At 61.2% G+C, this 24,606-nt stretch carries 21 protein-coding genes; 5 read left to right on the top strand and 16 right to left on the bottom strand.

Going from position 1 to position 24,606, the window contains the following annotated elements:
- Positions 1–75 precede the first annotated feature (75 nt).
- Together FOY56_RS17655 and FOY56_RS17650 are read left to right on the top strand one after the other, a co-directional pair.
- On the top strand, positions 76–1,161 hold the full coding sequence (locus FOY56_RS17655; protein ID WP_146347202.1) for an NAD/NADP-dependent octopine/nopaline dehydrogenase family protein: 1,086 nt from the start codon (positions 76–78) through the stop codon (positions 1,159–1,161).
- Positions 1,154–2,140 (top strand): 3-hydroxybutyryl-CoA dehydrogenase, encoded by a 987-nt coding sequence (locus FOY56_RS17650; protein ID WP_246139518.1) that lies wholly within the window; start codon positions 1,154–1,156, stop codon positions 2,138–2,140. The genes FOY56_RS17655 and FOY56_RS17650 overlap by 8 nt, the downstream gene beginning before the upstream one ends.
- Here the strand turns inward: FOY56_RS17650 and FOY56_RS17645 are convergent.
- Genes FOY56_RS17645 through FOY56_RS17615 form a run of 7 tightly spaced genes read right to left on the bottom strand, consistent with a single transcriptional unit; the run spans position 2,137 to position 10,437 of the window.
- A complete protein-coding gene (locus tag FOY56_RS17645; RefSeq protein WP_186766377.1) occupies positions 2,137–3,228 on the bottom strand; it encodes a pyridoxal phosphate-dependent aminotransferase in 1,092 nt (363 codons plus the stop codon). The genes FOY56_RS17650 and FOY56_RS17645 overlap by 4 nt on opposite strands.
- A gap of 51 nt (positions 3,229–3,279) precedes the next feature.
- A complete protein-coding gene (locus FOY56_RS17640) occupies positions 3,280–4,647 on the bottom strand; it encodes an FAD-dependent oxidoreductase (protein WP_186766376.1) in 1,368 nt (455 codons plus the stop codon).
- Entirely contained in the window at positions 4,640–5,506 is an 867-nt protein-coding gene (locus tag FOY56_RS17635; RefSeq protein WP_146347200.1) for an isocitrate lyase/PEP mutase family protein, read from the bottom strand. Before FOY56_RS17635 ends, FOY56_RS17640 begins: the two co-directional genes overlap by 8 nt.
- Entirely contained in the window at positions 5,503–6,120 is a 618-nt protein-coding gene (locus FOY56_RS17630; RefSeq protein WP_186766375.1) for a cysteine hydrolase family protein, read from the bottom strand. The genes FOY56_RS17635 and FOY56_RS17630 overlap by 4 nt, the downstream gene beginning before the upstream one ends.
- Complete coding sequence (locus FOY56_RS17625) at positions 6,117–8,180, bottom strand: hydantoinase/oxoprolinase family protein (protein WP_146347199.1); 2,064 nt, start codon at positions 8,178–8,180, stop codon at positions 6,117–6,119. Before FOY56_RS17625 ends, FOY56_RS17630 begins: the two co-directional genes overlap by 4 nt.
- Complete coding sequence (locus FOY56_RS17620; protein ID WP_146347198.1) at positions 8,177–9,874, bottom strand: hydantoinase B/oxoprolinase family protein; 1,698 nt, start codon at positions 9,872–9,874, stop codon at positions 8,177–8,179. Before FOY56_RS17620 ends, FOY56_RS17625 begins: the two co-directional genes overlap by 4 nt.
- Positions 9,871–10,437: a tautomerase family protein gene (locus tag FOY56_RS17615; RefSeq protein WP_146347197.1), complete on the bottom strand. Its 567-nt coding sequence runs from the start codon at positions 10,435–10,437 to the stop codon at positions 9,871–9,873. The genes FOY56_RS17620 and FOY56_RS17615 overlap by 4 nt, the downstream gene beginning before the upstream one ends.
- A 160-nt stretch (positions 10,438–10,597) precedes the next feature.
- Between FOY56_RS17615 and leuC the strand changes: the two genes are divergently transcribed.
- Together leuC and leuD are read left to right on the top strand one after the other, a co-directional pair.
- Positions 10,598–12,001 carry a 3-isopropylmalate dehydratase large subunit gene (gene leuC / locus FOY56_RS17610; protein ID WP_222435007.1) on the top strand — a complete coding sequence of 468 codons (1,404 nt, stop codon included), beginning with the start codon at positions 10,598–10,600 and terminating at the stop codon, positions 11,999–12,001.
- Positions 12,001–12,591, top strand: a complete 591-nt coding sequence (gene leuD / locus FOY56_RS17605; RefSeq protein ID WP_146347195.1) for a 3-isopropylmalate dehydratase small subunit — start codon at positions 12,001–12,003, stop codon at positions 12,589–12,591. Before leuC ends, leuD begins: the two co-directional genes overlap by 1 nt.
- 14 nt (positions 12,592–12,605) lie before the next feature.
- On the opposite strand, the gene FOY56_RS17600 is transcribed toward leuD, so the two are convergent.
- Positions 12,606–13,682: a tartrate dehydrogenase gene (locus FOY56_RS17600; protein WP_146347194.1), complete on the bottom strand. Its 1,077-nt coding sequence runs from the start codon at positions 13,680–13,682 to the stop codon at positions 12,606–12,608.
- Positions 13,683–13,818: 136 nt separating this feature from the next.
- On the opposite strand from FOY56_RS17600, the gene FOY56_RS17595 reads away from it, so the two are divergent.
- A complete protein-coding gene (locus tag FOY56_RS17595) occupies positions 13,819–14,619 on the top strand; it encodes an endonuclease/exonuclease/phosphatase family protein (RefSeq protein ID WP_146347193.1) in 801 nt (266 codons plus the stop codon).
- Positions 14,620–14,663: 44 nt separating this feature from the next.
- On the opposite strand, the gene FOY56_RS17590 is transcribed toward FOY56_RS17595, so the two are convergent.
- The 8 genes from FOY56_RS17590 to FOY56_RS17555 all read right to left on the bottom strand — a co-directional run bounded on the left by FOY56_RS17590 (position 14,664) and on the right by FOY56_RS17555 (position 24,594).
- The gene (locus tag FOY56_RS17590) at positions 14,664–15,500 is read right to left on the bottom strand and encodes an NAD-dependent epimerase/dehydratase family protein (RefSeq protein ID WP_146347192.1); all 837 of its coding nucleotides are present in this window, start codon (positions 15,498–15,500) and stop codon (positions 14,664–14,666) included.
- Positions 15,497–16,708, bottom strand: coding sequence for a pyridoxal phosphate-dependent aminotransferase (locus FOY56_RS17585; RefSeq protein ID WP_146347191.1), 1,212 nt, complete (start codon positions 16,706–16,708; stop codon positions 15,497–15,499). The genes FOY56_RS17590 and FOY56_RS17585 overlap by 4 nt, the downstream gene beginning before the upstream one ends.
- Positions 16,709–17,476: an HpcH/HpaI aldolase family protein gene (locus tag FOY56_RS17580; RefSeq protein WP_146347190.1), complete on the bottom strand. Its 768-nt coding sequence runs from the start codon at positions 17,474–17,476 to the stop codon at positions 16,709–16,711.
- Positions 17,473–18,696 carry an NAD(P)/FAD-dependent oxidoreductase gene (locus tag FOY56_RS17575; RefSeq protein ID WP_146347189.1) on the bottom strand — a complete coding sequence of 408 codons (1,224 nt, stop codon included), beginning with the start codon at positions 18,694–18,696 and terminating at the stop codon, positions 17,473–17,475. The genes FOY56_RS17580 and FOY56_RS17575 overlap by 4 nt, the downstream gene beginning before the upstream one ends.
- On the bottom strand, positions 18,696–20,393 hold the full coding sequence (locus FOY56_RS17570; protein WP_146347406.1) for a hydantoinase B/oxoprolinase family protein: 1,698 nt from the start codon (positions 20,391–20,393) through the stop codon (positions 18,696–18,698). Before FOY56_RS17570 ends, FOY56_RS17575 begins: the two co-directional genes overlap by 1 nt.
- A 1-nt stretch (position 20,394) precedes the next feature.
- The gene (locus FOY56_RS17565) at positions 20,395–22,512 is read right to left on the bottom strand and encodes a hydantoinase/oxoprolinase family protein (protein WP_146347188.1); all 2,118 of its coding nucleotides are present in this window, start codon (positions 22,510–22,512) and stop codon (positions 20,395–20,397) included.
- A gap of 90 nt (positions 22,513–22,602) precedes the next feature.
- Positions 22,603–23,505: a LysR family transcriptional regulator gene (locus FOY56_RS17560; RefSeq protein ID WP_146347187.1), complete on the bottom strand. Its 903-nt coding sequence runs from the start codon at positions 23,503–23,505 to the stop codon at positions 22,603–22,605.
- A 78-nt stretch (positions 23,506–23,583) separates the two neighbouring features.
- On the bottom strand, positions 23,584–24,594 hold the full coding sequence (locus FOY56_RS17555) for an Ldh family oxidoreductase (protein ID WP_146347186.1): 1,011 nt from the start codon (positions 24,592–24,594) through the stop codon (positions 23,584–23,586).
- Between the last annotated feature and the right edge of the window lie 12 nt (positions 24,595–24,606).

The following is a 24,606-nucleotide window of genomic DNA, read 5'->3' as shown; positions in this document are numbered from 1 at the left end:
TCCGTAAATTGATACATGCTGCGGGCAACCGTTCAAGAGTTAAGAAATCCACGCGCGCAACCAGAGGGGCATTTGATGGACATAGCTGTATTAGGCGGCGGCAACGGATCGGTGGCCGCGGCAGTCGATCTGAGCGATCAGGGTCATTCGGTGCGGTTCTGGCGGCGTAACGCAGACGGTGTTGCGCAGTTGCGCGCTGCTAACAACACACTGACGCTGAGAGATTTTCAGGGCGAACGCCCGGTGCGCATCGATACGGTGACATCCGATATTGGAGAGGCCGTGACGGGCGCACAGCTGATCGTTTGTCCCACCCCGGCCACGGCACAGGCCGATATCGCCGCCGCGCTGGCGCCGCACTTGGTTGATGATCAGGTCGTTTTTCTGCCTCCGGGCAGTTTTGGCAGCTGGATGATGTCGGACATCGTGCGCAAGGCAGGCAATACCGCAGACATCAGCTGGGCCGAAGCCGGCACCCTGCCCTATCTGACCCGGTTGCACGGCACAGACACAGTCGCGATTACGACCCGCGCGACGCGGCTGCCCAGCGGCGTGTACCCCTATCGCAACGCGGACCACGCATTTGCGGTGATCGCACAGGCCTATCCGTCGGTTGAACCTGCCGGCGACGGGCTGTCGGGGGCACTGATGAATGCCGGACCAATTATTCACCCGCCGCTGATCACGATGAATGCCGGTCCGATCGAGCATTTTGATCACTGGGATATCCATAACGAGGGCACGCAGCCCAGCGTCCGGCGTGTGACGACGCGGCTAGACGGCGAACGGATGGCCGTGCGCGAGGCGTTGGGATACGGCGCGCCGCATTTCCCGCTGGCCGATCACTATGACAATGACGCTGACGAATGGATGTATGGCAACATGGCCCATGACAGGCTGGTCGACAGTGGCGACTGGCGCGAGCGGCTGATTTTGACCGAACATCGGTACATGCGCGAAGACATTGCCGTTGGGTTGGCCTTTCTGGTGTCGGTCGCCGAATGGGCCGGGGTGCCTGCCCCGACGGCCACCGGGTTGCTGGCGATAGGATCGGCAATTTGCGACGATGATTTCCGCCAGACAGGCCGGACGCTGGAAAACCTTGGTCTGGCGCGCATGACCCGGGACGAGATACAGACGATGCTGCGGGACGGTGCCTGAGGTGCCGCGCGAGGTGATCGCCGCCGTTGGCGCAGGTCGGATGGGGCGCGGCATGGCCATCGCCTTTGCGTTTGCCGGTCACGATGTACGGTTGATCGATGTGAAACAGCGCGACCCCGACGCATTTGAGGCGTTGAGCACCATCGCACTGGACGAAATCCGCACGACGTTGACCATGATGTCGGGGTTCGGGATGCTGACCGGGGATGAGATCGACCCGGTTTTGTCGCGAATCCGGGTTTTTCCGGTCTCGGACGCTGCGGCGGCCCTGGCGGGTGTACCAGTGATCTTTGAAGGCGTGCCTGAAACGATGGAGGCAAAGATCCCCGCCTTAGCCCTGATCTCGGAACATGCCGACCCTGACGCGATCATCGCCTCGACAACGTCCACCATTCTGTCGAACGATTTGCAGCCCCATGTTTCATACCCTGAAAGGTTCCTGAATGCGCACTGGTTGAACCCGGCCTATCTGGTGCCGCTGGTCGAACTCTCCCCCGGTGATCAAACCGATCCGGACGTCACAGACGCGTTGAAGGCCTTGCTTGAACGTATCGGCAAAGTGCCTGTCGTCTGCGCTGCCAGCCCCGGATATATCGTTCCGCGCATTCAGGCGCTTGCGATGAACGAAGCCGCGCGGCTGGTCGAAGAAGGCGTGGCCAGTGCCGAGGATATCGACAAGGCAACGAAATACGGGTTTGGGTTTCGCTTTGCCGTATTGGGCCTGTTGGAATTCATTGACTGGGGCGGCGGCGACATCTTGTTTCACGCCAGCCGGTATATGGCAGGCGCGACGGGCGAAGATCGCTTTGCCGCGCCCCGGATCATCGAAGATAACATGGCCCAGGGCCGCACCGGGCTGCGCGACCGGAAGGGGTTTCTGGACTATGACGGCATGGATGTGCCCGCTTATAAGAACGAACGGCTGGCCGGATTTGTCGCCATGCTGCGCCATCTCGACAAATTGCCGCCCAAGGGCTAGCGCGCATCCAGAAACGCCCGGATCCCAGTAAGCAACAAGTCGTTGTGGTCTGGCAGGGACAGGCTGAACCGCATGAAAGGTTCAAGCCCGGCTTCGCGCGTGCGGTTGACGATGATCCCGCAGGTGTCAAACAGATGTTCAACAAGCGCTTCGGTGTCATCCGGGGTGGCCTCTACCAGCTTCACCAACAGGAAATTTGACTGGCTTGGCACCACGGTCATGCCCATCTGGCGCAACACGCCCGCCACCCGGTCGCGTTCGCTGACGATTTCGGCCACGCGGGCCTGAATGACATCCATTTCACCTAACGCCGCCCCGCCTGCGGCTTGCGCCATGCCGTTGACGCTGCCCATGCCGCGTGCGGCATAGAAACCAGGCAGCATCCAGTCGGGTGCATGGGCCCAGCCGACCCGCACACCCGCCATGCCGAAGGCTTTGGAGAACGTGCGCAGAACGATGACATTGTTTTGCCGCTCGACGATCCGGTGCATGGCCTGACAATACGCCTCTCCCGCGAATTCGCCATACGCCAGATCCAGCACAAGAACCACGTTTTCTGGCATGTCGCTGGCCAATTGCACCACATCCTCGGCGGGCAACATCGTACCCGTCGGGTTGTTCGGATTGGCAAGGAATACGATCTTGGTGTGCGGCCCTGTCGCGGCCAGCAGGGCCTGCGGGTCTGTCGTATAATCAACCTCGGGTGCCTTTTTCAGGGTCGCGCCGATGCGGTGCGCGGTCATTTCGAACTGAATATATCCGAACTGAGAGATCAGCATCTCATCGCCGGGACGCAGAAAGTTGCGGGCGATGACATCGATCAATTCTTCCGACCCGTTGCCGCAAATGATGTGCTCCGGGTCAAGGCCATGAACCTCGCCCAGTTTCGCCCTCAGCAGATCACATCCCGGGCTGCCGTAGGATCCCAGCTTTTGCGCCCTTTCGGCCAGCGCCTGCGCCACGCCCGGGCTGGGCGGATACGGCAGTTCGTTGAACCCCAAGTTCAGGATCGGCAGGCCAAGGGGTTGAGCCCGCGCGATGCGCCCACGAACGTTTAATGGTTCAAGATAGGATTGGGGTCGTGTCACACCTGATCTCCCTGCCTGTTGGGGCCACCCCATCACGGCAATACCTGCGCGTCAATAATCGGTGGCTTGCCCGGCCCTGTAGCCAAGAACAACCGCACTCAGCAGCCCGTTTCCTGACAGATAGCCGCTGTCGCCCGATCCGGAGACACCACAGGCCGCGCCGCCGCCTGCATAAAGGTTGTCAAATGGCTGGCCGTCGGTGTGCAACACCCGGCCGTGCCCGTCGGTCTGCATCCCCCCTTGGGTGTGAAACAACGCCCCCGTCACGCGCACAGCGCAGTACGGCGGTTTCAGTTGCGCCTCAAACCGTCGGCCAAACTGATCCGGGCCATCCTGCGGAATGGCTTGCAACGTTTCGACCAGCGCATCGGCTGGCAGATCGAGCTGCGTGGCCAGATCCTGAACAGACCCGGCGCGGATCACGGCACCCTGCGCCTCGGCCAACTGGAAATCGGCAAACTGGCGGGCAATGCCAGCGATCCGGTCATCAAAAATCGCGTAAGCTGTGCCATTGGGTTGCGCGAGCACGGCACGGGCGGCTTCGGAGTATCCCTGGCTTTCATCCCAGAACCGTTCGCCGTTCAGGTTCACCTGCACGCCGCCTTCGGTGATCACAGCCCAGGTGATCAGGATGCCATGGGGATGGGCGACATTGCCGTGGCCCTGATAGGCGCCCAGATGTTTCAGATCTGCGCCCAGCGCGCGGCCCCAATCGACCGCCTCGCCCTTGTTGCCGTCATGGCCGAACCAGACCGCGTCGCGGATATCAGGCATGAGGTCGCTAACCATCTGTCGATTGCCACCAAAGCCGTTGCAGGCAAGGATCAGCTTGGCGCATCCGATGGTTTCGACCGTCCCATCCGGACGACGCGCGGCCAGACCGGATACGCGGCGACCTTCTGCGAACAGCGTTTCGGCCCGAAGGTTGCTGACGATCTCAACGCCCTGCTGCTCACACGCCGCGCGCAAGGCATCCACCAGTTCCGCACCGGATCGTGTCGGCAAACCGTGCATGCGACGTTTGCTGTGGCCAGGATAGTCAAAATCGGTAACGACCGAGAACGGCAGATTGTGTGTGGTCGTCAGCCAGTCAATGACCGGTGCCGCACCTTCGGCCATTGCGTATTCCAGCGCCGGGTCGTTTTCGCCGTGGGCTTTTCGATGTATGTCAGCGGCAAAGATCTCTGGCGTATCGTCTATCCCGGCAGCCGCTTGCAGCGTTGTTCCGGCGGCCGGGATCAGACCGGCGCTGAGAGCGGTAGATCCGCTGGCCACAGCGTCGGCCTCGATCACTAAAACCTCTTGCCCCGCCTCTTTCGAGGACAATGCGGCCACCATCCCACAGGCCCCCCCGCCCACGATCAGAGTCTCGACCGAGATCGGAAAGCCATCCGCAGGGGGCGGTCGGACGTCAGCCATCGAAATCCTCAAAGCGTTTGCCCTTGGCCAGCATTTCGGGCGTGCCAAGTTCGCTGTTCAGCCCGTCGAAATCGAACATCCGGTCGGCAAAGGGGGCGGTCGAGCCGTTGGTTTTCAGACTTGCGTAATAATCCTGCATCGTTCGGCCAAGGGCCCGGACGATCCCGCCGGGGAAGATCGCGATGGAAAAGCCAAGGGTTTGCAGATCTGCCGCGCCGGTGACCGGGGTCATGCCACCTTCGACCATGTTGGCCAAAAGCGGCACGCGTGCCCCGAAGGTGTCTGTTATCGACTGCATGTCATCGCGGGTTTGCGGGGCTTCGATGAACAGCACGTCCGCCCCGGCCTCAAGATACTGCCCGGCCCGGTCTAGGGCGGCCTGAAACCCTTCAACCGCGATGGCGTCGGTGCGGGCGATGATCAGGGTTTCATCCGATTTACGCGCCTCGGCCATGGCGTTGATTTTGCCAGCCATTTCGCCTGACGGGATCAGGGTCTTGTCCTTCAAGTGCCCGCAGCGTTTGGGAAAAGTCTGATCCTCAACCTGCAAAGCGGCGGCCCCGGCCCTTTCATAGGCCCGCATCGTGCGTTGCGCGTTCAGGGCGTTGCCGAAGCCTGTATCGGCGTCGATGATTACCGGGATGTTCACGCGATCGGCGATCAGCGCCATGGTATCTGCCATCTCGCTGGCCGTGGTCAGGCCGATATCAGGCCGCCCAAGCCGGGTATAGGCGACGGCAGCGCCGCTCAGATACAGCGCTTCGAACCCAGCCGCCTCAGCCATTGCCGCAGTCAGGCCGTCATAGACGCCGGGGGCAACGACGATATCAGGTTGGGACAGACGGGCGCGCAGAGTCATGAGGTTTCCACCATCTTCAGCGCCTCACCGCAGCTCATCTGATGCGTGACGGTGCCCAGCGACAGCAGCGTTGCGTCATGCACGTCATCCCGAAACGCCGCGCACCCATCGGTCAGCATGATCGTTTCGATGTTGCGCAAATGCGCATCGCGCAGGGTTGAGGCAACGCCGCCATTTGTGACGATGCCGCCGACAATCAGAACATCGATACCCGCAGCGCGCATCACGTATTCCAGCCGGGTCTGATAAAATGCGGAATAAGCAACCTTTTCAATGACATAATCTGCCGGAGCCAGTTCATCGACCAATGAATGGCCGAACCCACCGGGCGCGAAATCTCCTTTCGCAAGGAAAGGGCGCAGCTGTTTCAGATGCGAAGCGATCAATGGCTCTCCACCCCGACCGGGCACCAGCGTGAACTGAGCCGAGATATACGTCCCGCCCTTTGCCAGCAGTAAATCGCGTAAAGGTTTGGTCCTTGCAGGCAACGCAGAAATGGCCTCCGCCCCCTGCCCGGCCCGGCCATAAGCGCCTTCGGGGTGCAGGAAGTCGTTCTGCAAATCAATGGTCAGAAGGGCTGTGCGTTGGGGATCAATCTTGTCCAAATGGCTCATACCTCGCCCTCCGCCGGTTCGATGATGGTGTTTCCATATGCATCGACGCGTCCCGACAACCCGGGTTCGATCAGCACGGTGGTGTCGAGTTGTTCCAGAATGGCCGGACCTTTGATTACGGTTCCAACCGGCAGGCTAAGACGGTCATAAATCGCCGTGTCACGCCACTCGCTACCGAAATGTACAGGTCGGACGTTTTTGGGGGCAATCCGTACGGTTCCTGATGGCGCCAACGTCGACAGATCGAACTTCGGCCGTTTGCCGGTGACTGCCGAACGCAGATTCAGGATCCGCCTCATCCCCTTGTCCAGGAGCCGCCCATAAATACCGTGATAGGCGGTGTCGAACGCCGCTATAACGTCGGCACGGGTCGGGGCCTGAACCTTGCCTTCAGTAAGACTGACGGTCAGCGGCACGGGAACTGTGTGCGTCTGCCCGACATAGGCCATGTCCAGTTCAAACGTCACTTCGCGTGCCTGAAACCGGGTACGGGCGGCATCCAGCATCTCCATGCCGGTATCTGTGTGATCCTGCATGAACCGGGCCAGAGCGGCTTCGTCCAGATGATCGACCAGCGTGTTGATGGTTTGCACGAAATCCTGCCGCATATCGGCGATAACGCAACCCATGGCCGATGTGACGCCGGGATAGCGCGGGACAATTGCGCGGGCGATGCCGACCTCGGCCATCATGGCGCCTGCGTGCAAGGCTCCGCCGCCACCAAATGGCATAAAGGCAAACTGTTTGGGGTCAAATCCGCGTTCGATACTGACCAGCCGGATCGCCCCGGCCATGCGCGAATTGGCGACCCGCAGGATCGCCTCGGCGGCCTGTTCGGTATCAAGGTCAAGGGGCTGGCCGACATGGGTGTCAATGGCGATACGCGCGGCCTCGACGTCCAGCCGTTTCAGCTTTCCGCCGATGGGGCTGTCGGGGTCGATCCGGCCCAACACGACATTTGCGTCGGTGACCGTGGGTCGGTCATTGCCCAGACCATAGGCCACTGGCCCCGGGTCGGATCCCGCACTTTCCGGGCCGATGTTCAGCAGCCCGCCCTTGTCGACCCACGAGATCGAGCCACCGCCTGCACCAATTGTCGTGATCTCGATCATCGGGGTGCGCACGACCATGCCGAAATCTATCGAAGTCTCCGGGCTGAGCACGGTTTTTCCGCCCGAGATCAACGAGACATCAAAGCTGGTTCCGCCCATGTCGCCGGTGATCACATCCGGGAAACCGGCGGTTTGTGCGATGTACCCGGCAGCGATCACGCCAGCGGCGGGGCCGGACAAAGCGGTGCGAACCGGAAAACGGCATGCCGTATCGACCGCCATCACGCCGCCATTGGACTGCACGATCATGAATTCGCCATCAAAGCCGCCCGATTGCAACGCGGCTTGCAACCGGTCCAGATAACCTGAGATCTCTGGTTGCAGATAGGCGTTGAGAGCCGTGGTCGAAAACCGTTCGAATTCACGAATTTCGGGCAGGATTTCATGGCTGGCTGAAACATGCGGGTTGGGCCAGAAGGCGCGAACCGTTTCGACGGCGGCAGCCTCATTTTCCGGGTTGGCGTAGGCGTTGGCAAACAGGATCGACACGGCCTCGCAGCCCTGTTCCAGCAAGGCGTGCGCTGCATCGCGCACCGCCTGCAGATCGACGGCAGTACGGATCGATCCATCGGCCAGCGTGCGCTCGGGCACTTCAAGTCGCAACTCACGCGGAACCACCGGTTCAAAATCGCCGCGCAGGCCCCATGTGCGGGGGCGGTCGCGGCGGCGCATTTCCAGAACGTCACGCAACCCTTGCGTGGTGATGACACCCGCCTTGGCGCCTTTGCGTTCCAGCAGGGCGTTTGTCCCCGCCGTGGTGCCGTGGACCACGACCGAAAGCTGGGACAGATCATCCACCTGCGCGGCCATCCCGGCCAGAAACCCACCTGACTGGTCGGGGCGGGTTGTGGGCACTTTGCCGACGCTGGCGGTGCCGTCGTCTTCGTTCAGCACGAAGATATCGGTAAAGGTTCCGCCAACATCGACGCCGATCATGCGACCGCTCATTGATCGACCTCCTGCCATGCAGGGCCATACAGAGTGTCCGCCCGATCCGGGCTGACCAACCCCCGCGCCACATCGCGCGCGATGGCGGCCGGGTCGCGATCAGACGCCACCCCATAGCCCCCACCACCAGGGGTTTCCAATCGCACCGCTTGCCCCTGACGCAGCTTGATACCGCGCATTTTTGAGATCAGCGGCGGGTTCAGCCAGCCGTTGTCCTGTTCATAAGAAAACACGTTCATCGCGCCGGTTCCGCCACCGGCAACGCCCTGGGGCGCAAAGCGACCGCGTTCGCCAAACAGGAACGCCTCGGCCCCGTTTTCTTCCAACACTTCGATTTCATAAACCGCCCCCATGCCACCGCGATGCGCGCCTGCGCCACCACTGTCGGGGCGCAGCGCCCATTGGCGGAACATCACGGGATAAGCCGCTTCCAGAATTTCCATTGGTGGAATTGTGGCCGTTGAAATCGGCGCGTTGCCGTGGTTCAAACCATCGCTTTCGACCGAGCCGCCGTGGCCGCCGCCATAAAAGCTGAACATCACCCAAGGTGCCCCGTTGGCGCGTTTGCCGGCAATCGACAGCGCATTGATCGTACCATAGGCATTGGCCACGACACGCTCAGGCGCGGCTTGCGAGGCTGCGGAAAAAATCACGTCGATCATTCGCAGGATGGTTTCGGTATACCCACCGACCGGGGCCGGGAATTCAGCCGACAACAGCGAGCCTTCGGGCACCTTTACGTCAACCGGGCGCATGACTCCGGCATTGGCGGGAAGCGACGGAAAAATATGCTTGATCGCGACATACGCCGTTGCAACCGCAGTAGGGAGCGCAATGTTCACCGGCCCGGCACACCGCGGCGCGGTGCCTTCGAAATCCAGCACCATCCGGTCGCCCTTGATCTCGAGGGACACGCAGATCGGCAGGGCCGCGTCGCTGATACCGTCGTTGTCAAGGAAGTCCTCAGCGCTCCATCGTCCGTCGGGCAAGGCGGTCAGTTCGGCGCGCATCAGGGCCTCGGCCCGGTTGCCCATCGCGTCCAGCGCGGCGCTGACTGTATCTGTGCCGTATTCGGACAGCAGTTCGTCCATACGTTTGACGCCAAGATCCAACGCGCCAAGCTGGCCGTTCAAGTCGCCCTCGGCTGATTGCGGCAAGCGGGTGTTGCGCAACAGGATGTCGATAATATCCTGACTGATCTGACCTGCGCGGGCGAGTTTGACCGGGGGCAGAACGAACGCTTCCTGAAACGCGTCTGTGGCTGCAGGATTGTAGTTGCCCGGAACAGCGCCGCCGACGTCGTGCCAATGGCCGACCGAAGCGAGATAGCAGAACAACTCACCCTTATAGAAATAGGGCCGCACAAGGCGCATATCGCTAAGATGTGTGCCGCCGATATGCGCGTCATTGAAAATATAGATGTCACCATCGGCCAGATCGCCATCGGCCGCTGCCTTGTCGATCACGGCCTTAACGGCGAAAGACATCACGCCGACGAAAATCGGCAACCCGCTTTTACCCTGCACCAGCGTATCGCCTGATGCGGCATGATACAGTCCGTGGCTGGCATCGTGCGCTTCGGCGATGATCGGGTTGAAGGCGGCGCGAAACAGGGTTGCGTCCATTTCATCCGCGATCTGCTCCATCCGCCCGGCAAGAACGGCCAGCGTGATCGGATCGATATCGCGGCTCATGATTGCGCCTGCACTTCGGCGATGTCGTTCCAGACGTCCTGCCGTGTGATTTTGCCGCCCGTGACTTCGAACCGATCAATGAACCGAATGCCGTCGAACAGTGTGCCATCGGGCCATTCGCCAAACAGCGTGCCGCGACAATAAACAAACGCCGCCGCGCCCGCGCTTTGCATTTCGTCATAGCCCTCATAGGTTTTCTTCACGAAGGCATAGCGCGGCTTGGACCAGGCAATCAGTTCTTCCAGCGTTGTCATCGGATCGGTTCCGGGAAAGATCATCTGAAACCCGTCGCCCAGGTACCCCTTGGCGCGATCCAGGTCGCGCGCCTCCATCGCCGCCAGATAATCCTGCACGACTTGCGACGGCGAAGGTTGCGCCGGGGCCGGTGTTTTTGCCGTGCGCCCGCGCATATAGCTGGCCGCGTCCATTTCGTGGATCATCACGGTGACCGCTTCGGGTGGGGCGGGCACGACAAGACGCACGGCGTCGGTCATGGCGGCACACAGGCGTTGCCTGTCTTCGCCCGAGTACCCTTCGATCAGATGCAGTTCGACAACCGGCATGTGCCACTTTCCCCATATCGTGATGCGCCCATTCGCACGGAAAGATCCCGCGATGTCAAATGCCCAGCAGGATTTGGCACAATTCCTTGCCAAGCCACAGCGCACCTGTAGAGTTTCGAGAACGTCACCGGGCATCAAGCCCCAGTTAGGAGCGTTTGGTTTGCCCCGGCCCACCACCTTGCTTGATAAATTGTGGTCCGCCCACGAGATCCTGCGCCGCGATGATGGGTCGTCGCTTTTGTGGGTCGACCGGCACCTGGTGCATGAAGGGTCGCATCACGGGTTTGCCAAGATCGCCGCGCGCGGGCTGGCGGTGGCCGAGCCCAGCCTGACCATTGCCGTCGTCGATCATTACGCCCCCACACATGACCGCGACCATATCGAGAACGCGCAGATCGCGGGCATGATCGACACGCTTGAGCGGAATGCCAAAGCGCATGACATCCGGATTTTCGGGCTGAACAGCCCCTATCAGGGCATCGTGCACGTGCTGGGGCCGGAGCAGGGGCTGACCCTGCCGGGGCTGCTGATCAATTGCGGCGACAGCCACACCTCCACACATGGCGCGTTCGGCGCTCTGGCCTTCGGGATCGGCGCAACCGAGGTGGCGCATGTACTGGCGACCCAGACGATCTGGCAGAAACGGCCCAAGTCGATGCGAATCACGGTGGACGGCAGGCTTGCACCGGGCGTCGGGGCCAAGGACATCGCGCTGAACTGGATTGCCAAGCTGGGTACGGACGGGGCACGGGGCCATGCGGTGGAATATGCCGGGCAAGCGATCCGCGATCTGTCAATGGAAGGGCGGATGACCCTGTGCAATCTATCGATCGAAGGCGGTGCACGGCTGGGCATGGTGGCGCCGGATCAGGTGACGTTCGACTATGTCCGTGGCCGCCCGTTTGCGCCTGCAGGAGCCGCGTGGGACGCCGCACTGGGTGATTGGGCGCAGCTTGTCACCGACAACGATGCTGCGTTCGACCGCGAAACATCATTCGATGCTTCCGAGATCGAACCCATCGTGACATGGGGCACCAGCCCGGAACAGGCTCTGCCCATCGGGGCAGTTCTGCCCGATCCCGCGCGGTTGGGAGAGTCGCAGGCCGACATGGCCCGCGCGGCGTTGGAGTATATGGGGTTGTCAGCGGGCCGCCCTTTGATCGGCATTCCGGTCGATCAGGTGTTTATCGGATCCTGCACCAATGCGCGGATCGAAGATCTGCGCGCTGCGGCGGCTGTAATGAAGGGGCGTCGGGCGCAGGTGCCCGGGATGGTATCGCCGGGATCCACCCCGATCCGGGTGCAGGCCGAGGCCGAAGGGCTTGACCAGATCTTTCGCGATGCCGGGCTGGACTGGGTGGCGTCGGGGTGTTCGATGTGTGTCGGCATGAACGGCGATCTGGTTGCCCCGGGAAAACGCTGCGCATCAACCACCAATCGCAATTTTAGGGGCCGACAGGGCCCAGGGTCGCGAACCCATCTGATGTCGCCCGTGATGGTTGCGGCAGCCGCCGTGACCGGCAAGCTGACCGATGCGCGGCCTTTGCTGGCAGGAAGGATCTGATGCCGGGCTGGACTTCACATGAGGGCCGCATGGTCGCCCTGCCGATCGAGAATATCGACACGGATCAGCTGATCCCGGCGCGGTTCATGTCGACGCCACGCAGCCAAGGGTACGGTCGGTTTCTGCTGCATGACATGGCTCGCGATGCGGACGGCTCCCTGCGCCCCGACTTTGCGCTGGCTGCCGTACCCGATGCATCCATCCTGATCGCACGCCGCAATTTCGGCTGCGGATCGTCGCGAGAAGCTGCCGTTTATGCGCTGGTGGATTCCGGGTTCCGGGCCGTTATCGCACCAAGTTTCGGCGATATCTTTGCGTCCAATGCGGTGAACAATGGGCTGTTGCCCGCCAAGGTGTCAGAAGCAGAGGCCGAAGCGCTGATGAAAGAGGTCGATCACAGCGCCTGCATCGACCTTGAGCGGCTTGAGATCGTGACCGGCGACTTGAGGATCAAGTTCGATCTGGACCCGGTCTGGCGCACCAAGCTGATGAACGGGTGGGATGACATTGATCTGACCCGCGACAGGGCGGATCAGATCGCTGAGTTCAGAGACCGGCGCAAAGCAGGTGCGGCCTGGGCCTGGGTCTGAAACCCAGACTGACGTCACAAGATGTTCGAGCTTCGGATCATCTCGCACACAGCATCCGTCACCTCCTGCGTGCTGGCCGTGCCGCCGATATCGGGCGTCATGACTCTGGCTTCGCAAGTTTTTTCGACCGCCAGCATCAATCGCGCGGCGGCGTCGCCTTCGCCAATATGTTCCAACATTTGCGCGGCCGTCCAGAAGGTTGCCACCGGGTTGGCGATGCCTTGTCCGGCGATATCAAAGGCCGAGCCGTGGATCGGTTCGAACATTGACGGAAACCGTCGCCCGGGGTCGATATTGGCGGTGGGTGCAACCCCAAGGCTGCCTGCCAGCGCACCGGCAAGATCCGACAGGATATCGGCATGCAGGTTGGTGGCCACGATGGTGTCCAGGCTTTGCGGGTCTTTGACCATCCGCGCGGTCATCGCATCAACCAGCATCTTGTCCCATGTCACATTCGGGAATTCGTGTGAGACCTCATCCGCGATCTCATCCCACATGACCATGCCGTGGCGCTGCGCGTTCGATTTGGTCACCACGGTCAGAAACTTGCGGGGACGCAGCTGGGCCAGCTTGAACGCATAGCGCATGATGCGTGTGACGCCGGTGCGGGTGAAAATCGCGACTTCGGTCCCGACCTCTTCGGGCAGGCCGCGATGGGCGCGCCCCCCCATGCCAGCATATTCCCCTTCCGAGTTTTCGCGCACGATCACCCAATCCAGATCGCCCGGGCCAACATCGGCCAAAGGCGCCTTGATCCCCGGCAGGATCCTGGTGGGGCGGACGTTGGCGTATTGATCAAAGCCCTGGCAGATCGGCAGGCGAAGCCCCCAAAGCGACACGTGGTCAGGCACATCCGGCGCGCCGACCGCCCCGAAAAAGATCGCATCAAAAGCCTTCAGCTGTTCGATGCCGTCATCGGGCATCAGCGCCCCGGTCCGCTTGTATCGATCAGACCCCCAATCGAAATCGGTGACATCCAGTTCGAACCCGCCATCGCGCACGGCAAGAGCGTTCAGCGCCTGCAGTCCGGCGGCGATGACTTCGGGTCCGATACCGTCTGCGGGGATAGAGGCGATTTTATAGCGTTTCATGATTTGGTCCAACTTGGTCCCTGCGCGGGTCGCAGGGAAGACTAACATATCTTGCGGCAGCATTTCGGTGGAAAAGCTGAGGGGTTATGGCACTATGGCTTAAGATACGCGAACGTAAATCAAGCAAAGGTCACAAATGCAGATCATGTGTTTGAACGGTTGGGGTGGAAAGCTGCATTCGGCTTTGTTGCCTTACCTGTCTGCGTCCACCCCCGATGTTTTATGCCTGCAGGAAGTCGTGCACAGCCCGGCGACCGAAAAAGACTGGCTGACCTATCGCGATGGCGATCACATCCTGCCGCAACGGGCGAATTTCTTCCGTGACGTCTGCACGGCGCTGCCGGATCACGTCGCCACCTTTTGCCCGGCAGCGCAGGGCGTGTTGTGGGATGGGGAAGAACAGGTTCCATCGCAATGGGGGCTGGCGACGTTCGTGCACAAATCCTTTCCCGTCATCGGGCAGGTTCAGGGCTTTGTGCACAAAGGGTTTTCGCCGCTGGGGTATGGCGATCATCCCCGCTCACGCAGTGCGCATGGGGTGCGGATATATGACTATGCCGCTGATCGACCTGTCAGCATCACCCATATGCATGGGCTGCGTGATCTGAAGGGCAAGATGGGCACGCCCGAGCGTACCGCACAGGCGCTTCGGTTGCTGGATCTGTCCAGACAGATCTCGCAACCCGGCGACGTGTCGGTGATCTGTGGAGATTTCAATGTTGAGCCGCAGAGCGAGACGCTGAAGGTTCTTGGGCAGGCGGGCTTTACGGATCTGGTGACCGGCCGCGGCTTCACCAGCACACGTACGGCGCATTACCACAAACCGGGCAAGTTCGCGGATTACATGTTGGTCAACCAAGAGGACTCCGTCCGCGACTTTCAGGTGATCCGGGACCCAGAAGTGTCTGACCATTGCCCGTTGGTTCTGGAGCTATAAGGTTAGTGCGCCCGGGGTGCCAAACTGCCCGGGCGCGCCGTTGATTACGTCTGTTTCGTGTCGTCGACGATATCCATCGTCGCCAGTCCGCTGTTGCCAAGCTCGATCGAGGCAAAAGGCCCGCCGTGGCACATCTGGGCCGGGTCACTGACATCGGCAGGATCTGCCTCGGACAGGATTGTTTCGGCAAACTGTTCGGCGTTGTCCTTGGGACGATAGCCCAGAAAGCTGGCCTTGCTGTTATCCACCGGGGTCCGGTCGTTGTTCGACACGCCGTACACCACGCTGAAGCCGGTGGTCGGCGTATCGATGCCGCGGATGACAAGCTGGATCAGGTCCTCATAGCTCAGCCATGTGCCCAGCGCGCGGGTGCTGGTGACCTGTGCCGCTGACAGAATACGCAGGCACACGGATTCCAATCCGCGCTTGTCCCAGTAAAGACTGCCCAGATCTTCGGCAAAACACTTGGCGAGACCATAGAACGTATCGGGGCGATGGCGGGCATCAGTCCCGATGAAATCCTGTCTGGGATGCATGCCCACGGCGTGGATCGAACTGGCATAGACCACGCGGCGCAGCTTGTGCTGATAGGCGGCCTCCCACACGTTGTAAGCGCCGACTATGTTGGGGCCGAGGATGGTTTCGAACGGGGCTTCGTCGCCGATGGCCCCGAAATGGACAACCATGTCGGCCCCGTCCAGCAGGGCGTGAATGTCATCATACTTGGCCAAATCGGCCTTCTGATAGCGCTCGCCGGGATACAGGGTACCGATATCATCTGCGATATCAGAGGACACCAGTTCATCGGCAAGCTTTGAAAGTGGTTCGCGAAGGTAAGAGCCAAGCCGTCCGGCGGCTCCGGTCAGGACAAGCTTTTTCAATTTGTGGCCTTTCCATTGAGGGCGGTTTCGGATGCCGTGGCGATCCGGTTCATTGCGGTTGTCAGGGTGTCGTCAGCGCAGGCTGTCGAGATGCGAAAATGTCCCGGCATGTCGTAAACGCTGCCCGGAACGGCGGCGATTTTGGCGTGGGTCAGAAGGTGCTCAACGACCTGAACATCGTTTTGCAGCCCGCTTGCCGGGCCGATCAGATCACTGCAGTCGATCAGCGCATAGAACGCGCCTTTGGGGCGGATCAGGCTCAGGCCCGGAGTGGTGGCAATCGCGTCAACGACAAGGTTCCGGCGGCGTTCAAAGGCGGTTCGAAAGGTCATCACGCAATCCTGCGGGCCGGTCAGCGCCTCGGTCGCGGCGGCCTGTGCGACGGAACAGGCGCCAGACGAGATCTGCGATTGCACGGTTGTCATGGCGTCGATCAGGCCCTTGGGCCCCGCACCATACCCGATGCGCCAACCGGTCATGGCGTAAGCCTTGGAGACACCGTTCACCGTGAGAATGCGGTCGGCCAGATCCGGGCACGCGGCGGCGAATGCAACATGGGTATGCCCGTCGAACAGGATATGTTCATAGATCTCGTCCGACAGGATCAGCACCTGCGGGTGACGGGCCAGAACCTGCCCCAAAGCCTGTAAATCCGCGTGCGAATAACTTGCGCCCGCCGGGTTCGAAGGCGCGTTCAGGATCAGCCAGCGGGTTTTATCGGTGATCGCGGCCTCCAGATCCTCGGGGCGCAGCAGAAACTGGTCGTCGGGGTGGGTCTGGACGACCCGGCGCACGCCCCCCAAAAGGCTGATGATATTGCGGTAGCTGTCAAAATAGGGCGCGGCGAGGATAACCTCGTCCCCCGGCTCCAAGGTCGCCATCAGGGCGTCGAAGATGACCTGTTTGGCGCCGTTCGACACGATGATTTGGTCTGCGGCAAAGATCAGACCGTTATCATGCTGAAACTTGGCCTGAATGGCTTGTTTCAGGGCCGAGGTTCCGGACGTGGGCGGATAGCGGGTCTGACCGCCTTGCGCAGCGCGGTGCGCGGCCTCGACGATATGGGGCGGCGTGTCAAAGTCGGGTTCGCCCAGCCCAAGGTCGATCACGTCCTCGCCCGCTGCGCGCATGGCCCTGGCCTTTTGACTGATCGCAGCCGAGGCCGAGGGCTGTACCTTTGACAGCTGGGACGCGGTGTAGACGGGCATTCAGCCCGCCCTCATCTTGGCGAGCAGCGCATCGCTGCCGCGCGCCAGCAGGCCGGCATCAGATCCACAGGCGACAAAGGTGAACCCTTCGCCCAGCAGGCGTTTGGCAAAGGCCGGGTCCATGACCAGCGTGCCAACAGGAATGCCCTTGGCGATCAGCCTGTGTGCCGCCGGAAGGATTTTGGCCCAGACGTCTTCGTGCATGGGCTGGCCAAGAAACCCCATGTCGGCAGCGATATCAGCGGGGCCGAAGAACACGCCGTCGACCCCATCGGTGTCGGCCATGTCCTCAACCTGCGCCACAGCGGACAGGGTTTCGGCCTGGATCAAAACGGCGATTTCGTCTTCGATGCGGGTGAAATAGTTCTGAATGCGACCAAAGGCATTGGCACGGGTGGTGCCCGCGACACCCCGGATACCGCGCGGCGGATACCGGGTCGCCGCGACGGCTGCCTGCGCCTCAGCCACGGATTGTACCATCGGGAACAACAGGCCCGGCGCGCCGATATCCAACAGGCGTTTGACCTTGACCGGGTCGTTCCAGTCGGGCCGCACGATGGGTGTTGTGGAATGGGCCGCAAACACCTGAAGCTGGGCCATGACAGACTTCAGATCGTTGGGCGAATGCTCCATATCGATCAGCACCCAGTCATAGCCTGCACTGGCCACGGCCTCGGCGGCGAAGGGGTCGGACAGGGTCACCCACAGGCCGATCTGGGGCTGACCTGCGCGGATCGCGGCAAGGAACGGGTTGTCGGGCAGGTTCATATGACGGCCTTTTCGATGATGGGTTGCCCTTTCACGATCCGCTCATAGGCAAACAGCGACAAATCAAGACTGCGGTATTCGCCATAGGTCAGCCATTCAGCAATACCGCGCCCCATGGCTGGCGATTGCTGCAGCCCGTGGCCCGAAAACCCGTTCTGGAAGATGAAATTCTCGACCTCGTGATGCGGGCCGAGGATCGCGTTCTGATCAAAGGTGTTGAACGCGTAATGACCGGCCCATTCGTTGACGACCTTGATCGCCTCGAATTGCGGGATGCGCGTGGCGATGATCGGCCAGACATGGTCCTGCCAGATGCCGTGATCCATGTTGAAATCGTCGAAATCGACAGCCGGATCAGGGTTCGCGGGGCAGCCAGCCAGATAGGTTTTTGGCCCGTCCTGACGGAAATGCACCCCGGACGGGTCAATGGTCAGTGGCAAATCGCGATCCAGCGGCTGTTCGGCGGAAAAGATCCATGTGAACCGTTTGCGCGGTTCAACCGGCACATCGATACCGGCCATTTTTGCCGTACGCGCGGCGCGGGGGCCAGAGGCGTTGACGATCTGGCCGCAGGACACGACCTCGCCCGATTTCAGGGTCACGCTTTGCACCCGGGTGCCATCCGCGTTTTTGGTCATCGCGACAACTTCGTTCGACACGTATTCGACGCCCCGTTCGCGGGCCGAGCGACGGAACCAGTCAAAGACGGCTCCGCCGTCCCAATATCCTTCGTCCTTGGTGTTGATCGAGCCCAGAACGATGTCTTCGATGTTGTAGAACGGGTAATCGGCAGCGATCTGGTCGGGTGTCAGCAGCCGGGTTTCGGCCCCAGCAGCCAACTGGACCTTCTGATTGTCGCGCAAGACGTCGGCAAAGCTGTTATTGTCGGCCAGATAGAGATACCCATAATTCTGGATGTCCAGTTCTGGAACGCGTTCGTCGCCACCCATGTAGCCGCGCAGGTTCTTCACGAAATCGGCGGCAAATTGCGATATCCGCACATTCAGTTCGGTTGAAAACTGCTGGCGCATGCAGGAATTCGTGTGCGCGGTCGAACTGTTTTCATAGGACGCGTCGCGCTCGACCACCAGAACCGATCCGGTGAAATCGGGGTTGTCCGACAGGAACCATGCGGTCGACGAGCCCATAATGGCCCCGCCGATGATGATCACGTCATAGGATGACTTTGTCGGTGTTGTTGCATATCCGCTGGCAGCCATCAGACGGCCTCCCCTTGTTTGGCGCGGGTCAGAACCGCGTCGATGTCGACCTGGTTCAACCCATAATGTTGTTTTGCCGTATCCGGCGTGATGTAGCCCAGCGCAAGATCGCGTTTCACGAGGTCCATGTCGCGATCGGCCGGCGCGCCGTAACCTGCCCCACCGGGGAAGGCCATGCAGACCCGGGTTCCGTGCGGCACGAACTGCTTGCCCTTGCCCTGCATGGGGGTGCCGTCGTCGCGGGCGATGATCGTCGCCGCGCCCGGTTGACCGCCCCTTCGGCCCAGTGCGGGGTGATCGACGCGATCGAACATGGCCTGAATGTCGAATTCGTGGCCCTCACGCGCACCGACCTCCATGAACTGACCCAGACCGCCGCGATATTGGCCTGCTCCACCGCTGTCCGGGCGCAGTTCTTTGCGCCAGATGATCACCGGGCCAACCTGTTCGGTGGCCTCGACGGGCATCGTCATAACGCCGGATGGAAATGCCGTAGCGCTCATCCCGTCCAGAGTTGGGCGCGCCCCCGATCCGCCCGAGTTGAAGGTCAGCACCTCGGCCCGGACAGCATCACTCGGCGCAGGCGCGTCGGTGCGCGGGCGCAGAGAGACCTGGAAGTTGCACAGGCATCCGGCCCCTTCGGCGGGAACGACGCCGGGCAGCAGTTTATCAAGAGCGTCATAGACCGTGTCGGGCACCATGTGCCCGATGATGTGGCGCAGCGCGACCGGTGCAGGGTGAACCGCGTTAACGATGCTATCCTTGGGCGCCGTGATTTCGAACGGCGCAAGCGAGGCGGCATTGTTGGGGATCTCGGGCGCGATGGCGCATTTCAGAGCGTAACAGGCATAGGCCTTGGTGTAGACCAACGGCACGTTGATGCCTTTCTTGTCCAGCCCGCTGGTACCCGCCCAATCGCTGATGATGCGGTCTTTTTCGATGGTGACCCGAACGTGCAAATCAATCGGGTTCGAATAGCCATCGATGCGCATGTGACCTTGCGCAGTGCCGGGTGTCAGCGCGTTGATCTTGTCCAGCGTGGCTTTGCGCGAATTGGTCAGGATGAAGTCTGAAATGCCGGTAAGATCGGGCAGATCGAATTCTTCGATCATCTCGATCAGGCGGCGGTGGCCGATCTCGTTACAGGTGGCCAGCGCATAGATGTCGCCGACAAGCTGATCTGGTTCGCGCACGTTGCCGCGAATGATGGCCAGAAGCGTCTGATCAACCTCACCCGCCGCAGCGAATTTCATGATCGGGATATAAAGCCCCTCTTCATGCACATCATTGGCATCCGCACCAAATCCGCGCCCGCCGACATCGGTGACATGCGCCGTACAGGCGAAAAACCCGATCAGCTGACCGTTGTGGAACGACGGGGTGACAACGGTGATGTCATGCTTGTGGCCGGTGCCTTCCCACGGATCGTTGGTGATATAGACATCGCCCTGCACCATGTTCTGGTGCCCGATACGGCGGATGAAATGACCGACGGCATCAGCCATGGCGTTGACGTGACCCGGCGTGCCGGTAACGGCTTGGGCCAGCATTTGCCCGTCTGCGTTATAGACACCGGCAGACAGATCGCCAGCTTCGCGGACCGACGTGGAAAAGGCGGTGCGAACAAGGGCCTGCGCCTGTTCTTCAACGACCGAGATCAGGCGGTTCCACATCACCTGATAGGCAACTTGAGACATCTTATGCACGGGCTTTCTCCTGCTTGCCGGACACTGCCGCATCGGGTTTGACAAACACATCCAGCGTGCCGTCGGAATGGGTGGTCACATCGCGGCTGGACGGCACGATTACGGTCGTCTCATCCTCGGTGATCACGGCCGGTCCCTGTGCGGTTCCGCCGGGGGTCAGGTTGGCGCGGGGGACAACGGCGGCAGAAACAGTTGCCCCGGTCCCGGGGTCGAACAGGGCACGGCTGTCTGTAACGTCGGCAGTGAACTGTGCACCGGGTCCAGTGAGCGGCGTGGTCGGGGCTTGAGCGGTAAAGGCGTTGACAGACCAGACGGTGATTTCGACCTCCATGCCATCGACGGTGCGGCCAAAGAGGTTGGCGTAATCCTGTTCGAACAACGACAGAAGAGTCGCCGCATCAGGGGCCGCGGCCTGTTGCGCGGTCAGGCTGACGGGGATCTCCCAACCCTGCCCCGAATAGCGCATGTAGACGCGGTGATGGGCCTCGATCGGGGCGATCGCGTCGCAAGAGCGGACAAAGCCGGTGGCCTCGGCCTCCATCTCGGCAAACAGGGATTTGACCGTGTGGGGGTCAAAGTCTGACAATCGCATAAAGACTGATCGGTTGGCTTCAAAGCTGAACGGCGCGCGCAGGAAACCGATGGCCGAGCCGACGCCCGCGCCCTGCGGTACAAGGCAACGATCCACGCCCAGCTTTTCGCACAACCGTGCAGCATGCAGCGGGGCTGCGCCACCGAAGGCGATCATGGTATAATCGCTCAGGTCTTCTCCGTTTTCCACCGCATGAACGCGGGCGGCATTGGCCATGTTTTCGTCGACGACTTCGGCCAGCCCCCAGGCGGCCTCGGTCGCGTCCATATTCAGCTTGGATCCAATTTCGGCCTCCAGCGCTGTGGCCGAACTCTTGGGGTTCAGAGGGATAGAACCGCCCGCGAAATTCTCAGGATCCAGCTTGCCCAACACCAGATCGGCATCGGTTACGGCAGGGCGCTTACCGCCACGGCCATAGCAGGCTGGTCCCGGTTCCGACCCCGCGCTTTCAGGACCGACCCTGATCTGGTTCATGCCATCAACATGCGCCAGCGATCCGCCGCCTGCCCCAATTTCGACCATGTCGATCACCGGAATCGAGATCGGCATGCCCGAGCCTTTTTTGAACCGATAAGTCCGGGCCACTTCGAACACGCGGGCGGTCTTGGGCGACTGGTCCTTGATCAGACAGATCTTGGCCGTGGTGCCGCCCATGTCAAAGCTGAGCACCTTGTCCAGCCCATGCCGCGCAGCGATGTCAGCGGCAAAAATCGCACCGCCCGCGGGCCCGGATTCGACCAGACGCACCGGAAACTCGGCGGCACTTTCCAGCGACATGATCCCGCCGCCGGAATGCATCAGGAAAATCGGGCAATCGGCCCCTTGTTCGGCCAGTTGGTCGCGCAACCGACCCAGATAGGACTTCATCAGCGGCTTGATGTAAGCGTTGGCGATGGTGGTGTTGAAGCGTTCGTATTCGCGCATCTGCGGCGACACTTCGGACGACAGCGACACCATCACGCCGGGTAGTTTTTCGGCCAGCACCTGCGCCACCATCCGTTCGTGAGCGTCGTTGGTGTAAGAATGCAGCAGGCCGACCGCGACGCTGTCATAGGCGGCCTGTTTCAATTCTTCTGCCAGTGCCTCGACCTCGGCCTGATCCAGCGGGATCAACACATTGCCGCGCGCATCCAGTCGTTCGGACACAACATAGCGGCGGTTCCGGGGCAACAGCGGATCGGGGAGTTTCAGGTTCAAATCGTACTGTTCGAACCGGCTTTCGGTCCGCATTTCGATAACGTCGCGAAAGCCTTTGGTGGTGATCAGCGCAGTTTTGGCACCGCGTCGTTCGATCAGCGCATTTGTCGCCAGCGTCGTGCCGTGGATGATCTGAGAGATCACGTCAGGCTTGACGCCGGCCTTGGCACAGACCTGATGCATGCCTTCGATGATTGCGTCCTCGGGCGCGGCATAGGTGGTCAGAACCTTGGTTGAAAACCACTGGTCCCCGCGCTCTAACACAACATCGGTAAAGGTCCCCCCGATATCGACACCCAACCTTGTCGCTGCATCCGCCATTGCCTGTCCTTCATCTGAGTCGAAGACAGCTTAGCGCGGAGCGATTGATCCGATCCAATTATTAGTTTCGATGAATAGGATAACAAAATTTTATCCTGCGGACAGATCTCCATCGGAAACCTGGCCGGCCAGGGCTGCTGCCTCGGCCACATAATGCGGCGACGCGTCAGCATCGTAGCGGGCCTGAAAGCTGAGCTCATCCGGGCACCACAGGTATCTCAGTGGGACCAGATCACCAGCCACAATTTCTTTGCGAACCATGACTTCGGGCAGGCAGGCAACGCCCAGCCCCTCGACGGTCATCTGGATGCATGCTGACATGTTGGTCGACGGCACCAGCCGGACAGAGACGTCCGGCGCGGCTGCGATATGGTCTTTCAGTTGTTCAAACGGCAACGTGCCCCGGGCATGGGTCAGGATTGGATTGGCGGCCAGATCACGCAACGACAAGACCCGCTGGCCGATCCCCAGATCAGGCGCGCCAACCCAGATCATCGGGAAACTGCCCAGTTCGATCGCGCCCGAGGTCTGTCTGCTGAACGGCCCGCTTTGCAAGGCCAGATCGATGGAACGGCTGAACAAGGCGTCCGACAGATTGGCCGACACATCGACCGTCAGATCGATATCAATGTTCGGAAACCTGTCTTTCAGTCCAGACAGATAGGCCCCAAGCCAGGAATGCACGACCATCTCGGTCACGCCCAGCCGAAGCACACCTTCGAACAGCGCATCGTCCCCGGCTGCGACCAGAAACTCATCATGGGACCGGATCACCTGGCGGGCATAGGGCAACAACTCGGCCCCTTTGGGGGTCAGCCGGACGGACCCGGCATCCCGATCCATCAGCTTGACGCCCAACTGGGTTTCCAACCCGGAAATCCGGGTTGAGATGTTGGGTTGGGTGGTGTGCAGTTTTTCGGCAGCACGGCGAAAGCTGCCCAGATCTGCGACCTGAACAAACGCTTCAAGTTGTTTCAGATTGACCTGCGCCATACCCGCCTTGTTCCACGCCCCTGCCTAAGTGTGTCGCAAAGGTATGCACAGGCGCGGCGACAAAGGCCAGCCCGGCGGTTAGCCCAGAATGGCCCGGATTTTGTCCAGCGTCGCGACGTTGACCGGAACCCCATCGGTGGCTGCGGCCAGACGTTTTGCTTTTCTGCCATCCCCCGGCAGACGCGCGCCATCCTGATCGTGGATTGCGCCGACCAGATCCGCCATCCGGTCTGCAAACATCCCGCCCGAGGTCGCGCCCGGATCAATCGCGATAAAGAACTGGCCGGTTTTCGGGGGGCCACCTGCGGTCCCTGAGAAAGGTGAGGCATGGATCCCCAGTGTCGCGCCGGTCAGCGCTGCCGCCATCATTTCGGTCATTATCGAGATGCCGACGCCTTTGTAGCCACCCGACGGGGCCATCGACCCCTTCAATCCAACTGCCGGGTCGGTGGTCGGATTGCCGTCGCCGTCCAGCGCCCACCCCGTCGGGATCGGCTTGCCTTCGCGGGCGTGTTTCATGACTTCGGACTTTGCGATGGTGCTGGCGCTTTGGTCGATCAGCACTGCGGGCTGCCCATCCGGCCCCGGTGCGGCAATCGAAAACGGATTGGTGCCGACAACGGGTTTCGCCCCGCCCGATGGCGCGATTGAGGCCGGTGCGTTGGTAAAGCCAAGTCCAACCAGCCCCGCCTGTGCCAGACGATACGTGTGATACCCCAATACACCGCAATTATAGCTGTTGTTGATGGCCAAAGCGGCAATACCCTGCGTGCGGGCCATCGGGATCAACCGTTCGAACCCGGCCTCAATGGCTGCATGGGCGAAACCGGTTGCGGCATCAACGGTGACAACACCGGGGCGCGGGGTGTCGATGACCGGGGCCGCTTGCCCGTCGACCTTGCCGCAGCCGACGTGTTCGCAATAGATCGGGATATAGGCCAGACCGTGGCTTGCCACGCCGTCCGCCTCGGTCGCGGCGGTGGCTTGTGCCAGCGGGCGTGCGTTTGCTTCAGACGTACCTGCGGCGACAAGGGCGCGGAACGACAGATCTTCGATTTCCGCCAGAGACAGTGTTTGCATTTCGATCATAGGAACCTCGGG

The sequence above is a fragment of the Falsiphaeobacter marinintestinus genome (assembly GCF_007923355.1).
Lineage (GTDB): Bacteria > Pseudomonadota > Alphaproteobacteria > Rhodobacterales > Rhodobacteraceae > Phaeobacter_A > Phaeobacter_A marinintestinus.
The sequence above is the reverse complement of the archived record's forward strand: the minus strand, read 5'-3'. Positions and strand labels throughout refer to the sequence as shown.